Source organism: Streptomyces sp. L2 (assembly GCF_004124325.1).
GTDB lineage: Bacteria > Actinomycetota > Actinomycetes > Streptomycetales > Streptomycetaceae > Streptomyces.
Genome location: NZ_QBDT01000001.1, coordinates 4,447,279 through 4,460,306, shown reverse-complemented (window position 1 = coordinate 4,460,306; position 13,028 = coordinate 4,447,279). Strand labels below are relative to the sequence as shown.

At 72.1% G+C, this 13,028-nt stretch carries 10 protein-coding genes; 1 reads left to right on the top strand and 9 read right to left on the bottom strand.

Annotation, left to right across the window (positions count from 1 at the left end; all coding sequences use genetic code 11):
- Positions 1 to 167: 167 nt before the first annotated feature.
- Positions 168 to 1,283, bottom strand: a complete 1,116-nt coding sequence (locus DBP14_RS19910) for an ADP-ribosylglycohydrolase family protein (RefSeq protein WP_129308517.1) — start codon at positions 1,281 to 1,283, stop codon at positions 168 to 170.
- A gap of 185 nt (positions 1,284 to 1,468) precedes the next feature.
- Here DBP14_RS19910 and DBP14_RS19905 point away from each other — a divergent pair, with 185 nt between their 5' ends.
- Positions 1,469 to 1,993 carry a DUF2165 domain-containing protein gene (locus DBP14_RS19905; RefSeq protein WP_129308516.1) on the top strand — a complete coding sequence of 175 codons (525 nt, stop codon included), beginning with the start codon at positions 1,469 to 1,471 and terminating at the stop codon, positions 1,991 to 1,993.
- On the opposite strand, the gene DBP14_RS19900 is transcribed toward DBP14_RS19905, so the two are convergent.
- From DBP14_RS19900 to DBP14_RS19865, 8 genes are all read right to left on the bottom strand, one after another.
- A complete protein-coding gene (locus DBP14_RS19900) occupies positions 1,986 to 2,552 on the bottom strand; it encodes a hypothetical protein (protein ID WP_129308515.1) in 567 nt (188 codons plus the stop codon). The two genes, DBP14_RS19905 and DBP14_RS19900, sit on opposite strands and share 8 nt — an antisense overlap.
- A 136-nt stretch (positions 2,553 to 2,688) precedes the next feature.
- On the bottom strand, positions 2,689 to 5,274 hold the full coding sequence (locus DBP14_RS19895) for a bifunctional FO biosynthesis protein CofGH (protein WP_129308514.1): 2,586 nt from the start codon (positions 5,272 to 5,274) through the stop codon (positions 2,689 to 2,691).
- A 176-nt stretch (positions 5,275 to 5,450) separates the two neighbouring features.
- Positions 5,451 to 6,914: an aldehyde dehydrogenase family protein gene (locus tag DBP14_RS19890; protein ID WP_241740979.1), complete on the bottom strand. Its 1,464-nt coding sequence runs from the start codon at positions 6,912 to 6,914 to the stop codon at positions 5,451 to 5,453.
- Positions 6,911 to 8,641, bottom strand: coding sequence for a D-aminoacylase (locus tag DBP14_RS19885; RefSeq protein WP_129308513.1), 1,731 nt, complete (start codon positions 8,639 to 8,641; stop codon positions 6,911 to 6,913). The genes DBP14_RS19890 and DBP14_RS19885 overlap by 4 nt, the downstream gene beginning before the upstream one ends.
- Positions 8,642 to 8,761: 120 nt before the next feature.
- Positions 8,762 to 9,880: an LLM class flavin-dependent oxidoreductase gene (locus DBP14_RS19880; RefSeq protein WP_129308512.1), complete on the bottom strand. Its 1,119-nt coding sequence runs from the start codon at positions 9,878 to 9,880 to the stop codon at positions 8,762 to 8,764.
- Positions 9,881 to 10,003: 123 nt separating this feature from the next.
- Positions 10,004 to 10,774 (bottom strand): SDR family oxidoreductase, encoded by a 771-nt coding sequence (locus DBP14_RS19875; protein WP_129308511.1) that lies wholly within the window; start codon positions 10,772 to 10,774, stop codon positions 10,004 to 10,006.
- A 9-nt stretch (positions 10,775 to 10,783) separates the two neighbouring features.
- Positions 10,784 to 11,707: an LLM class F420-dependent oxidoreductase gene (locus DBP14_RS19870; RefSeq protein WP_347239656.1), complete on the bottom strand. Its 924-nt coding sequence runs from the start codon at positions 11,705 to 11,707 to the stop codon at positions 10,784 to 10,786.
- Positions 11,704 to 12,963 (bottom strand): amidohydrolase family protein, encoded by a 1,260-nt coding sequence (locus tag DBP14_RS19865; RefSeq protein ID WP_129308510.1) that lies wholly within the window; start codon positions 12,961 to 12,963, stop codon positions 11,704 to 11,706. The genes DBP14_RS19870 and DBP14_RS19865 overlap by 4 nt, the downstream gene beginning before the upstream one ends.
- Between the last annotated feature and the right edge of the window lie 65 nt (positions 12,964 to 13,028).

Genomic DNA, 13,028 nt, shown 5'->3' with positions numbered 1-13,028 from the left:
TGTTAGTCCCGGCGGCTTTGCGGCTGGCCCCTTCTCGCCGCGGGCAGGCGTGCCGCAGGGCGGCACGGGTGGGCGCGGGGGCACGCTGTAAGCGCGGGTGAGCGGATCCAGGCCCGGCCCGCCGCAGCGCCGGTGAGTGAGGCCGTGCCCGGCCCCGTCCGGCGGGGCTATGCCCGGGGGTACCGAGCCAGCCAGCCCGGGGAGGAGCCCGCCGGGCCGTGCAGGGCCGGGCCCTGGGTCATTTCCATGGCGAAGTCGTCGGCGAGTTCGAGGATCGTCGGGCGGCCTTCCAGCTCGGCGAGCCACGCCGGCGGGAGGGCCGTCTCGCCGTGCAGGGCACCCAGCAGCCCCCCGGTGAGCGCACCCGCCGCCGCGGAGGGCCCACCCTGGTTCACCGCGAGGCACAGCCCGTGCCGTACGTCCTCCCCCACCAGCGCGCAGTACACGGACGCCGCCAGTAGCCCGTCAGCGGTACCGTCGCCGGCCAGCTCCTCCACCCGGGCGGGGCTCGGCATCCCCTGCCGTACCGCACCCAGCGCGTGCTGGAGCGCGTCCGACACCGGCTGGTGCCCGGGCCGGGCGGCGAGCAGCGCCAGTGACCGCTGCACGGCGGCGTCCAGGCTCTCCCCGCGCGCCAGCGCGTGCATGATCACGGCGTACGCGCCCGCCGACAGGTAGGCCAGCGGATGCCCGTGCGTCTGCGCCGCGCACTCCACGGCCAGCTGGGCCACCAGTTCCGGCTCCCAGCCGACCAGCAGCCCGAAGGGCGCGGACCGGGCGACGGCCTCCGGCCCCAGCTCACCCGGGTTCTTGGGCGCCTCCAGCGTGCCCATGACCTCGTCACCGAAGCCGATGAGCAGCGCCCGGCTCGGGTCGCGGCGGGCGTAGAGCCACTCCTCGCGGGCGAGCCAGCCGTCGTCCTCGCGCCGCTCGTCGGGGCCCCAGTCCCGCTGGGTCGCCGCCCACCGCCGGTACGCCCGGTGCAGATCGGTCGGCGGGTGCCAGGCGCCGGTGTCGCGGCGCACCTGGGCCCGGATCAGCCCGTCCACGGTGAACAGGGTGAGCTGGGTGTGGTGGGTGACGGCGCCGCGCCGGCCGTGGGCGAAGGCGAGGTCGAGGAGGCCCTCCGCGCCGTAGGCGGCCCGGATCTCCTCCAGGTCGAGCGCGTCGGCCGGTCCGCCGAGGGCGTCCCCGACGGCCGCGCCGAGCAGGGCGCCCCGCACCCGGCTGCGGAAGTCCTGCTGCTCGGCGCGGCCCCAGACAGCGCCGGACGTGCCACTCACGCGAACCTCCTCCCGGACCGTGCACCCGTACGACGCTCAGCACTGTAATCGACCGGGAACGGCCCGTTCAGGTGGGCAATTCCGCAGGGATCGCTCATTTCCCGTTATCGCGCCGGGCCCGGATCCCGCCCGAGACTGGCGTGATCCCGACGTCAGAATCCCGACCCGGCGGGCAGCAACAAGCCATGACCCAGACCCCGGCCCCCGCCACCACGCCCGCGCCGCGTACCGCCCTGCCGCTCGCCGCCGGCGTGCTCACCGGCGTGCTCGCGCTGTACATCACACTCGTCGCCATCGGGAACATCACCGATTTCGGAACGAACCAGGCGTTCGTCCGGCATGTGCTGGCGATGGACACGACGTTCAAGGACGACGACCTGATGGGGCGGGCGATCACGGACACGGGGGTGCAGGACGCCGCCTACGTCGCGATCATCGTGTGGGAGTCGGTGGCGGCGCTGGTGCTCGTCGCGGGCACCTGCCTGTGGGCCCGGCGGTCGTACGACCTGGCCCGGCGCGTCTCCACGTACGGCCTGCTGATGCTGATGCTGCTGTTCGGCGCCGGGTTCGTCGCGATCGGCGGGGAGTGGTTCGCGATGTGGCAGTCGAAGGACTGGAACGGGCTGCAGGCGGCCACCCGGATCTTCCTGATGAGCGGGGTCGTCCTGATCGTCGACCAGTTGCCGGTGAGCCGGCGGGACGCTATTTGACGACCGTCACCCGGGTCCCGGTGTCGCCGAAGGCCCACAGGGCGGCGCCGTCCTTCTTGCCCAGGCGGATGCCGCCGGTCGGCTTGCCCTTGGCGGGCGGCGGCGAGGAGCCGTCGACGGCGTTGGAGAAGCCTATGTTCACGCCGGACCGCGCGGTGAAGTACAGGATGTGCTCGACGGAGACGCCGTCCGAGCCGGTGGTGGCGTCCTTGCGGTACAGCACCGAGTAGCGGCCGGGACTGGGGTCGACCGTGCCCGGCCACACCTTGAACGTGCGCATCGTCCTGCCCGTCGCGTCCACCAGCCACACCCGGTCCAGGGCGACCGAGTAGACGATCCGGCGGCCGGTACCGGACAGGTCCGGCAGCGCGGGCAGGGACGGCTTGGGATGGCCGGACGGCTTGTGGGACGCCGGCGCGGACGCCGAGGGGCGGGGCTTGCTCACCGCGGCCGTGGGATGCGGGCCGTTGTCCGCCTGCACGGCGAGGGCGACGACGGCCGCGGTGGCCCCCGCCGTCAGGCCGGAGACCCAGACCCAGGAGGGCAGTCGGGCAGGCACGGGTACGCATCTCCTCCGCTACGGGTCCCCTCAGCACGGGGGTCGGATCATCGTACTCAGTCCGGCGGTACGGCCGCGGTTCCGGGCCGGGGCTCAGTCCAGGACGGGCGCACTCGGTCCCGGACAGGCGGGCTGCTCAGTCCAGGACCGGCAGCAGTTCCGGCAGGTGGCCGTCGGACGCCTCGGCCGCCCGCCGGCGCTCCTCGGGGACCTCGCCGTACAGCGTGGTGCGGGGCCGCGCCGGGCGGCCGGCCGCCTCCGCCACGGCGACCAGGTCGCGGACCGACTTGTACGAGCCGTAGGAGGAGCCCGCCATGCGGGAGATCGTCTCCTCCATCAGCGTGCCGCCCAGATCGTTCGCCCCGGAGCGGAGCATCTCCGCCGCCCCCTCCGTGCCCAGTTTGACCCAGCTTGTCTGGATGTTGGGGATGTGCGGGTGCAGGAGGAGGCGGGCCATCGCCGTCACCGCCCGGTTGTCCCGGGTGGTGGGGCCCGGGCGGGCGATCCCGGCCAGGTACACCGGGGCGTTGGTGTGGATGAACGGCAGCGTCACGAACTCGGTGAAACCGCCGGTGCGCTCCTGGATGCCGGCCAGGGTGCGCAGGTGGCCCAGCCAGTGGCGGGGCTGGTCGACGTGGCCGTACATCATCGTCGAGGAGGAGCGGATGCCCAGCTCGTGGGCCGTCTCGATCACCTCGGTCCAGGTGGCCGTCGGCAGTTTGCCCTTGGTCAGCACCCAGCGGACCTCGTCGTCCAGGATCTCCGCCGCCGTGCCCGGGACGGAGTCCAGGCCGGCCTCCTTCGCCGCGGCCAGCCACTCCCGGATCGGCATGCCCGTCCGGGTCGCGCCGTTGACGACCTCCATCGGGGAGAAGGCGTGCACATGCATCCCGGGGACGCGTTCCTTCACCGCGCGCGCGATGTCGAAGTACGCCGTCCCCGGCAGGTCGGGGTGGATACCGCCCTGCATGCACACCTCGACCGCGCCGACGTCCCACGCCTGCTGGGCGCGGTCGGCGACCTGCTCCAGGGAGAGCGTGTAGGCGTCCGCGTCCGTGCGGCGCTGGGCGAAGGCGCAGAACCGGCAGCCGGTGTAGCAGACGTTCGTGAAGTTGATGTTGCGGGTCACGATGTAGGTGACGTCGTCACCGACCGCCGACTTCCGTACGTCGTCCGCCACTTGGCACAGCGCGTCCAGCGCCGGGCCGTCCGCGTGCAGCAGGGCGAGCGCCTCGGCGTCGGTGAGCCGGGTCGGGTCGTCGGCGGCCGTGCGCAGCGCCTGCCGTACGTCGGTGTCGATGCGTTCCGGGACCATGCCGGGCGCCGCCGCCTCGCGCAGGGCGTCCCAGTCGCCGTACACCTCGTCGAAGTCGTCCCGCCGGTCGGTCGTACGGCCCTCGGTGTCGATGGTGCGGTGCAGGTCGGTGCGGCCGGAGGGGACGAACGCCTCCTCCGGTTCCTGCCAGGGGTGGCCCTCGACCACGGCGTCCTCGCGCGCCAGTCCCGTCTCCGGGTCGGCGAGGGCGTCCACGTGCGGGCGCAGGCGCGGGTCGAGCCAGGGTTCGCCGCGGCGGACCAACTCCGGGTACACACAGAGGCGTTCGCGCAGTTCGAAGCCGACGGCGGCCGACTGGGCGGCGAGTTGTTCGATCCGTGGCCACGGCCGCTCGGGGTTGACGTGGTCGATGGTGAGGGGGGACACGCCGCCCCAGTCGTCGATGCCGGCGCCGATGAGGCGGGCGTACTCTCCGTCGACGAGGTTGGGCGGGGCCTGGAGGCAGGCGCTGGGGCCCATGATGTGCCGGGCGACGGCGACCGTGGCGACCAGTTCGTCGAGTTCGGCGTCGGGCATGCCGCGCATCGCAGTGTCCGGCTTGGCGCGGAAGTTCTGGATGATCAGTTCCTGGATGCCGTGGTGGGCGCGGGCGACCTTGCGGAGCGCGAACAGGGACTCGGCGCGCTCCTCGTACGTCTCGCCGATGCCGATGAGCAGACCGGAGGTGAACGGCACCGAGGAGCGTCCGGCGTCCTCCAGCACCCGCAGCCGGACGGCCGGTTCCTTGTCGGGGGAGCCGTGGTGGGGCCCGCCGGGCTCCGACCACAGGCGGGTCGCCGTCGTCTCCAGCATCATGCCCATGGACGGGGCGACGGGCTTGAGCCGCTGGAAGTCGGTCCAGGTCAGCACGCCCGGGTTGAGGTGCGGCAGCAGGCCGGTCTCCTCCAGGATGCGGATGGAGACGGCGCGGACGTAGGCGATGGTGTCGTCGTAGCCGTGCGCGTGCAGCCACTCGCGCGCTTCCGGCCAGCGGTCCTCGGGCTTGTCGCCGAGGGTGATGAGGGCTTCCTTGCAGCCGAGCCGGGCGCCCTTGCGGGCGATGTCCAGCACCTCGTCGGGGGACATGAACATCCCGTGGCCGGCTCGCTTCAGTTTGCCGGGGACGGTGACGAACGTGCAGTAGTGGCACTTGTCCCGGCACAGCCGGGTGAGCGGGACGAACACGCTCTTGGAGTAGGTGATGACGCCGGGCCGGCCGGCCTCCTCCAGGCCGGCGTCCCGCACCCGCGCGGCCGACGCGGCCAGGTCGGTCAGGGCCTCGCCGCGGGCCTGGAGCAGCACGGCCGCCTCGGACACATCGAGGGCGACACCGTCCCGGGCCCGCTTCAGGGCACGACGCATGGAGTTCTCACTCGGCCCGGTTCCGGAGGTCACGGAGGTCGTCATCCCTTGAGCATACGGTTGGGCTTCCGCCGGGTCGGCCGGGGCGGGGTCGAGCTCGGGGGGGTCTGTTCAGTGCCGGGTGCGGGCTCGTTGTGGCTTGTCGCGCCCACGCGGCGGAGCCGCACATCGACACAAGCCCCGCGCCCCTTGGTTGGCGGCGCCGAGCCTCGTTCAACAGCTCAGCCCGGCCACACCAGCGACTGGACCTCGCTGTACGCGTGCAGGGCGTAGGAGCCCACGTCTCGGCCTACTCCGCTCTTCTTGAAGCCGCCGAAGGGTGCCTCCATGTTGCGGCCGACGGTGTTGATGCCGACGCCGCCGGCGCGCAGGCGGCGGGCGACGCGGAAGGCGCGGGCGACGTCGCCGGACCAGACGTAGTCGATGAGGCCGTAGTCGCTGTCGTTGGCGAGGGCCACTCCCTCGTCCTCCTCGTCGAAGGGGATCACCGCGACGACCGGCCCGAAGATCTCCTCGCGGGCCACCCGCATGTCGTTGGCGCAGTCGGCCAGCAGGGTCGGCGCCACGTAGAAGCCCCGGTCCAGCGGCGGCCGTTCGCCGCCGGCCACCACCGTCGCGCCCTCCTTCCGCCCGAGTTCGACGTAGGACTCCACGCGCGCCCGGTGCTCATGTGAGATCACCGGTCCGACGACCGTGTCCGCAGCCCCGGGGTCGCCGACCTTCAACCGGCCTGCGTATGCCGCGAGTTGGTCGACAAGGCGGTCGTAGATTCCCCGTTGGGCCAGCACCCGGGTCGGGGCCGTGCAGATCTGGCCGCTGTAGAAGGAGAACGTCGTGCCGATGCCGGCGACCGCCGAGGCGAGGTCGGCGTCGTCGAAGACCAGGGCCGCGCCCTTGCCGCCCAGCTCCATCAGCTGGCGGCGCATGTCCCGCCCGCACACCTCGGCGATGCGCCGCCCCACGGCCGTGGACCCGGTGAAGCTGACCATGTCGACGTCGTCCGACGCGACCACCGCCTCCCCGACCGCCACGGACCGCGCGGAGACGACGTTCACGACGCCCGGCGGCACCCCGGCCGCCTCCAGCGCCTCGGCCATCCGGTACACGGACAGCGGGTCCTGCGGGGCGGGCTTCACCACCACCGTGTTGCCCATCGCCAGCGCCGGGGCCATCTTCCCGGCCGGGTTGGCCCACGGGTTGTTGTACGAGGTGACGCAGGTGACCACACCGACGGGCTGCCGTACCGCCAGCGCGCCCATCACCGCGGCCCGCCCCATCGGACCGGCCTCGTTGATCTGCGGCGCGATCGCCCACTCGACGGGCTCCACGGTGGCGTACCGGCGGAACCGGGCCGCGGCCACCCCGACCTGCATCGCCCGCGCGGTCCCGGTCGTCGCGCCGGTCTCCGCGCGCGCGAGGTCGGCGTACGGCACCAGGTTCTCGCGGATGATCCGCGCCGCCCGGCCCAGGAGCGCGGCCCGCTCCTCCGGCCGGGTCCGCGACCAGTCCTCGAACGCCTCCCGGGCCGCCGCGCACGCCGTCCGTGCCTGCTCCGGTGAGGCCTCGGGCGCCCAGCCGACGGTCTCCTCGGTCGCCGGGTCCGTCACCGCGTAGTGCCCGGCGTCCGGCTCCACCCACTCCCCGCCGACGAACAGCCGCTGCCCGTCGCTCCGGTCCTCTCTCACCTGGTGCTCACCGTCCTGGTGTCGCGGCCCGAGCGCAGCACGCGGCCCGGCACGGCCCCGCTCACCACGTCGTCCCGGATCGCCTCGACCCCGTTGACCCAGACGGCCCGCACGCCGAGCGCCTTCGCGTCCAGCCGGGGGCTGTCGCCCGGCAGGTCGTGCACCAGGGTGGCCTGGCCGGCGTCGATCCGCTCCGGGTCGAACAGCACCAGATCGGCATGCCAGCCCTCCTGGATCCGGCCGCGCTCACGCAGCCCGAACAGCCGCGCCGGGTCGTCCGTCAGCATCTTCACCGCCTGTTCCGGCCCCACCAGCCTCCGGCCGCGCAGACAGTCCCCGAGGAACCGCGTGGTGTACGGCGCCCCGCACATCCGGTCCAGATGCGCGCCGGCGTCGGAGCCGCCGAGGAGCACGTCCTCGTGCTGCCAGGTCTCGGCGCGCAGCGCCCACGATCCGGGGTCGTTGTCGGTCGGCATCGGCCACAGCACCGTGCGCAGGTCGTCGGCCGCGCAGATCTCCACCAGGCAGGCGAACGGGTCCTGCCCGCGCTCGGCGGCGATGTCCCGCACCACCCGGCCGGTCAGCCCCTGGTTGGCCTCGCTGTAGGTGTCCCCGATGACGTACCGCCCGAAGTCCGCGAGCCGCCGGAAGACCCCGGCCTCCTTGGACCGGGCCCGGCGCAGCATCTCCGCCCGCACCTCGGGGTCCCGCAGGCGGGCGATCCGCTCGGGCACGGGCAGCCCGAGCACCTCGCCCCAGCCCGGAATGAGGTTCAGCGCGCAGAACGTGCCGAGCGACATGTTCATCGGCGTCAGGATCGGCATGGTGAGCGCCACCACCCGGCCCCCGGCCTTCCGGGCCCGCTCACTCGCGCTCAGCTGCCGGGGCACCCGCTCCGGTACGGCGGCGTCGACGGTCAGCACGTTCCAGTTCAGCGGCCGCCCGGCCGCCACGCTCATCTCCACCAGCAGATCGATCTCGTCGTCGCTGAACTGGTCCAGACAGCCGGCGACGATCGCCTCGATCTGCGTCCCCTCGTGCTCCCCGACGGCCCTCGACAGCGCCAGCAGCTCCTCGGGCCGGGCATGCCGCGAGGCCACGGGCCGCCCGTCCCCGTCCGCGTGCGTGCTCGACTGGGTGGTGGACAGCCCCCAGGCCCCGGCGTCCATCGCCTCGTGCAGCAGGCCCAGCATCTCCCCGAGCTGCTCCTCGCTGGGCTGCCCGCCCACCGCCTCCTCGCCCATCACATACCGTCGCAGCGCACAGTGCCCCACCATGAACCCGGCGTTGACGGCGATCCGCCCCTCCAGGGCGTCCAGATACTCCCCGAACGACCGCCAGCTCCACGGCGCCCCCTCCTCCAGCGCCACCAGCGACATCCCCTCCACCCGGGCCAGCATCCGCCGCGTGTAGTCAGCGTCCTCCGGCCGGGACGGGTTGAGCGGCGCCAGCGTGAACCCGCAGTTTCCGGCGGCCACCGTGGTCACCCCGTGATTGAGCGAGGGGGTGGCATACGGATCCCAGAAGAGCTGCGCGTCGTAATGCGTATGCGGATCGACGAACCCGGGCGCGAGCACGAGCCCACGGGCGTCCTCACTGGTCCGCGAGTCCTCATCGATCTCCCCTATGGCGGCGATCCTGCCATCGCGTATGCCGACGTCGGCGGTGTAGCGGGTAGTCCCGGTGCCGTCCACGACAGTGACGCCCCTGATGAGGTGATCAAGCATGGAGCTCCCTCTCAACTCCGGTGCGAAGGCCGACTTGAAGGGGCGCGGGTCTGTGTCTGATGAGCGGCTCCGCCGCGTGGGCGCGACAAGCCACAACGCACCCGCACCCCGCAACGGTGCTCACACAGCCGCCCGGAACCGGGACGTCCGATGCACAGGATCCGTATCGATCTCCGGAATAACCTTCTCCCCGATCAACCGAATCGTCTGCAACGTCTCCTCCTTCGGCACCCCTACAGGCAACCCGAACGACAACTGATCCGCCCCGGCCTGCTCCCACCTCTTGCACTGCCGCAACACCTCGTCAGGATCCCCGCAGATCAGCAGCTCCTCCTCGATGAGCAGCTCCACGAACTCCGGCGTGTACTGCGGCAGCGTCTCCGGCCACACCGGGAACCCCTCGGGACGAGGAAACGTGTCGTGGTACCGGAAGACCAGCGACGGCAGGTAGTGCAGCCCCCCGTTGACCGCGATCTCGATCGCCTCGTCGTGCGTCGGCGCGCAGATCGCGGTCGTCGTCACCATGACGTTGTCGTTGACGAAGTCCCCGACGGGCTCCGCGTCGACGACGGCCGTCTTGTACTGCTCCAGCACCCACTCCATGTCGGAGACCTTCTGGATGCTGAAGCCGAGGACGCCGAGCCCCTTCTTCGCGGCCATGGCGTACGAGGGCGGGGACCCGGCGGCGTACCACATCGCGGGGTGGGACTTGCCGTACGGCTTGGGCAGGACCTTCCTCGGCGGGAGCTGCCAGTGCTTGCCCTGGAAGCCCGCGTACTCGTCCTGGAGCCACATCTTGGGGAACTCGGCGATGGTCTCTTCCCAGATCTCCTTGGTGTAGTTCATGTCGGTGATGCCCGGGAGGAACCCGAGGATCTCGTGCGAGCCGGCGCCGCGCCCGCTGCCGAACTCGAAGCGGCCCTCGCTGAGGTGGTCGAGCATGGCGACCTTCTCGGCGACCTTCACGGGGTGGTTGACCTGGGCGAGGGGGTTGAAGATGCCGGAGCCGAGGTGGATGCGTTCGGTGGCGTGGGCGAGGTAGCCGAGGAAGACGTCGTTGGCGGAGAGGTGCGAGTACTCCTCCAGGAAGTGGTGCTCGGAGGCCCAGGCGTACTTGAAGCCGGACTTGTCCGCCTGGATGACGTACTCGGTCTCCTCCATCAGTGCCTTGTGCTCGGCGAGCGGGTCGGTCTCGGCGCGCTTGCCCACGTATCCCTGTACAAAGAGCCCGAATTCCAAGGCGGTTCACCGTCCCGAGTGAGGGTTTCGACGTTCCGAGCAGCGTTTCTGACGTACCGTCAGATTCAGCCTGTCGGCCGACTGTCGCACCGGCCGCCGTCACCGTCAATAGCTGACTGGAAGTCAGATGACACTGACCCCCGCCAGCCACCCCCCGTCGATCACGAACGGCTGCCCGGTGATGTACGAGGAGTCCTCCGAGGTGAGGAACAGGGCGAGCCGGGCCACCTCCTCCGGCTGTCCGACCCGGCCGAGCGGCACGAGCTTGCGGTACAGCTGGTCCAGGGCCCGGCTCATCTCCTCCGGGTCGGCGTCCGGGTCGAGGCGGGCCGGGTTGGACATGGGGGTGTCGATGGCCCCCGGGCACACGGCGTTGACCCGGATGCGGCGGCCCGCCAGCTCCATCGCGGCGACCCTGGTCAGCCCGAGCACGGCATGCTTGGTCGCGGCGTAGGTGCCGACGGCCGGCATCCCGGTGACCGCCGTGTAGGAGGCGGTGTTGACGATCGTGCCGCCGTCCTCCATCTCGGGCGCCACCGTCTTCATCCCGAGGAAGCAGCCGACCTGGTTGACCTGGACGACCTGCATGAACTCGTCCAGCGGGGTGTCGACGAGGGCGTTGAAGCGCAGGATGCCGGCGTTGTTGACCAGCCCGTCGATCCGGCCGTAACCCCCCTTGACGGCCGCGACGGCCTCCCGCCAGCCGTCCTCCGTGCCCACGTCGAGGTGGATGTAGAGCGCGCCGATCTCCTTGGCCAGCGCCTCCCCCAGGTCGTCCAGCACGTCCGCCACGACGACCCGCGCGCCCTCCTGCCGGAACAGCCGCGCCTCCTGCTCGCCCTGCCCGCGTGCCGCCCCGGTGATGAGGACGACCCGCCCGTCCAACTTGCCCATGCTGACTCCTCAGTCCAGTTCGGGTGCGACTGCGGCCCCGAACGCGGCGATCTGGTCGATGAGTTCGTCACGGCTCCGGCTGAGGAACCGCACCTGGATCTGGTCCACGCCCATCGCGCGGTACGCCCGCAGCGACTCGGCGATCTCCTCCGGCGGCCCGGTGAGGGTGCGCCGCCCGACGTCCCAGCCGGCGGTGCCGACGTACAGGGGCTCGGTGATCGCACCGACGGTGAGGGGCTCCTTGACGCCGGCCTCCTCGCGGAGCGCGCGCAGCTTCGCGATCTGTCCGGGCAGCCGGTCCCGCGGGTCCCCCTGCGGCAGCCAGCCGTCGCCCTTCAGCGCGGCCCGGCGCACGGCCGCGGGGGACGAACCGCCCACCCACACCGGTACGGCGGTCTGCGTGGGCCGGGGCCGCTGCCCGAGGCCGGCGAAGTCGAAGAAGTCCCCGTGGTGTTCGGGGAACTCCTCCTCTCCGAGGGCGGCGCGCAGCGCGTCGATCGTCTCGTCCAGCAGGGCCCCGCGCCGCTCGAAGTCGACGCCGAGCACCTCGAACTCCTCGCGCACGTGCCCCGCCCCGACCCCGAGGATCAGGCGGCCGCCGGAGAGGTGGTCGAGGGTGGCGTACTGCTTGGCGGTGAGGAGGGGGTGCCGCAGGGCGACGACGGCCACATGGCTGAGCAGCCGCACCCGGCCGGTCACGGCCGCGAGGTGGGCGAGGGTGGCGACGGGGTCGTACCAGACCGTGCTCATCGCGGGGGCGAGCCGGCGCGGGACGGCCACGTGGTCGCAGACCGCGAGGTAGGCGAAGCCGGCCCGGTCCACGGCGCGGGCCACCTCGACCAGGTCGGCGGCCCCGGCGGCGGCCTCCCAGCCCTCCGTGTAGAGGGTGCTCTGGGACTGCACGGGCAGCTGGATGCCGTACGCCAGGCTCACCGGGACCCCTGCCAGAGGCCGTCCTCGGTGAGACCGAGCAGGTCGATGGCGTTGCCCCGGACGATCCGCTCCACCACGTCCGCCGGCAGGTGCCCCATCTGCGCCTCGCCGACCTCGCGGGACTTGGGCCAGGTGGAGTCGGAGTGCGGGTAGTCGGTCTCGTAGAGGACGTTCCCGACGCCGATCGCGTCGAGGTTGCGCAGCCCGAAGGCGTCGTCGAAGAAGCAGCCGTAGACATGGTCGGTGAACAGCTCGGACGGCGGCCGGTGCACCTTGTCGGCGACCCCGCCCCAGCCCCGGTTCTCCTCCCACACCACGTCCGCGCGCTCCAGGATGTAGGGGATCCAACCGATCTGGCCCTCCGCGTACATCACCTTCAGACCCGGGAAGCGCTCGAACTTGCCGCTCATCAGCCAGTCGACCATCGAGAAGCAGCAGTTGGCGAAGGTGATGGTGGAGCCGACGGCGGGCGGGGCGTCCGGGGAGGTGCTGGGCATGCGGCTGCTGGAGCCGATGTGCATGGCGACGACCGTGCCGGTCTCGGCGCAGGCGGCGAGGAAGGGGTCCCAGTCGTCGCCGTGGACGGACGGCAGGCCCAGGTGCGGGGGTATCTCGGAGAAGGCGACGGCCCGGACCCCGCGCGCGGCGTTGCGCCGGACCTCGGCCGCGGCCAGCTCCGCGTCCCAGAGGGGGATCAGGGTGAGCGGGATGAGCCGGCCGCGCGCCTCGGGGCCGCACCACTCCTCCACCATCCAGTCGTTGTAGGCGCGCACGCACAGCAGCGCGAGCTCCTTGTCCCGGGCCTCGGTGAAGGTCTGGCCGCAGAACCGGGGGAAGGTGGGGAAGCAGAGCGCGGACTGGACGTGGTTGACGTCCATGTCGGCGAGGCGCCGCGGCACGTCGTACGAGCCCGGGCGCATCTGCTCGTAGGTGATGACCTCCAGCTTGATCTCGTCCCTGCTGTAGCCGACGGCGGTGTCGAGGCGGGTGAGGGGGCGGTGCAGGTCCTCGTAGACCCACCAGTCGCCGACGGGGCCGTCACCGGTGCTGCCCGGGTCGCCCATGACGGGCCTGAAGTGCCCGCCGAGGAAGGTCATTTCCCGGACCGGGGCGCGGACCGTGCGGGGCCCGGTGTCCAGGTACTTCTTCGGCAGCCGGTCCTGCCACACGGTGGCGGGCTCGACGGTGTGGTCGTCGACGGAGATGATCAGCGGGAAGGCGGAGCTGTCGGCCGTGCCGGTGGTGTCGGTGTCCATGACGCTCACGGTAGCGCTGATCTGACGGGGCGTCAGCTAGCGGGTTCGGCCCTCCCGGCCGCCCC

Excerpts from the sequence above, each read along its gene's own strand:
- DBP14_RS19905 (WP_129308516.1), top strand. The coding sequence starts at position 1,469 with ATGACCCAGACCCCGGCCCCCGCCACCACGCCCGCGCCGCGTACCGCC.
- DBP14_RS19895 (WP_129308514.1), bottom strand. The coding sequence starts at position 5,274 with ATGACGACCTCCGTGACCTCCGGAACCGGGCCGAGTGAGAACTCCATG.
- DBP14_RS19885 (WP_129308513.1), bottom strand. The coding sequence starts at position 8,641 with ATGCTTGATCACCTCATCAGGGGCGTCACTGTCGTGGACGGCACCGGG.
- DBP14_RS19875 (WP_129308511.1), bottom strand. The coding sequence starts at position 10,774 with ATGGGCAAGTTGGACGGGCGGGTCGTCCTCATCACCGGGGCGGCACGC.
- DBP14_RS19865 (WP_129308510.1), bottom strand. The coding sequence starts at position 12,963 with ATGGACACCGACACCACCGGCACGGCCGACAGCTCCGCCTTCCCGCTG.